Source organism: Streptomyces sp. WG7 (assembly GCF_049975785.1).
Lineage (GTDB): Bacteria > Actinomycetota > Actinomycetes > Streptomycetales > Streptomycetaceae > Streptomyces.
In genome coordinates, this window is sequence record NZ_JBNGGE010000185.1 from 1 (window position 1) to 629 (window position 629).

General features: G+C 72.5%; 1 protein-coding gene. It reads right to left on the reverse strand.

Annotation, left to right across the window (positions count from 1 at the left end; genetic code table 11):
• Positions 1-629, reverse strand: a 629-nt coding sequence (locus ACP4J0_RS38670) for an acyltransferase domain-containing protein (RefSeq protein WP_426604151.1), incomplete at both ends; no start/stop codon positions are given.

Genomic DNA, 629 nt, shown 5'->3' on the forward strand with positions numbered 1-629 from the left:
GACCCGAACACCACGTGATCGGCCAGCCACGGATGCGAACGCAACGACAACCGCCCCGTCAACACACACCCGTCGACGTCCGCGAGCGCGAGAGCCGCACCCAGCATGGGGTGGTCCGTCGCGCCGAGGCCCGCCGACGTCACGTCCCCGGTCACGGCATACTCGGGCCCCTCCAGCCAGTACCGCCGGCGCTGGAAGGCGTAGGTGGGCAGGTCGACGGGTTCAGCGTCGATCCCCGCGAAGTACGCCGGCCAGTCGACCGCGACGCCCCGGGTGTGGGCGCGGGCGAGGGCGGCGGTGACGGTCTCGGCCTCGGGACGGGAGGAGCGCAGGACCGGCGCGAAGGCGGCGCCCTCGCCGGTCAGGCACTCCTGCGCCATCGCCGACAGCACACCGTCCGGGCCGAGTTCGACGTACGTCGTGACCCCCGCCGCCTCCAGCGCGCGGACGCCGTCGAGGAAGCGCACGGCCTCACGGACATGCCGCACCCAGAAGTCCGCCGACGCCATCTCGTCCGTAACCAGGGCGCCCGTCAGGTTCGACACCACCGGAATGGCCGGGGCCGCGAACGACAGCCCCGACACCACCTCACGGAACGCCTCCAGCATCCCGTCCATGTGCGGCGAATG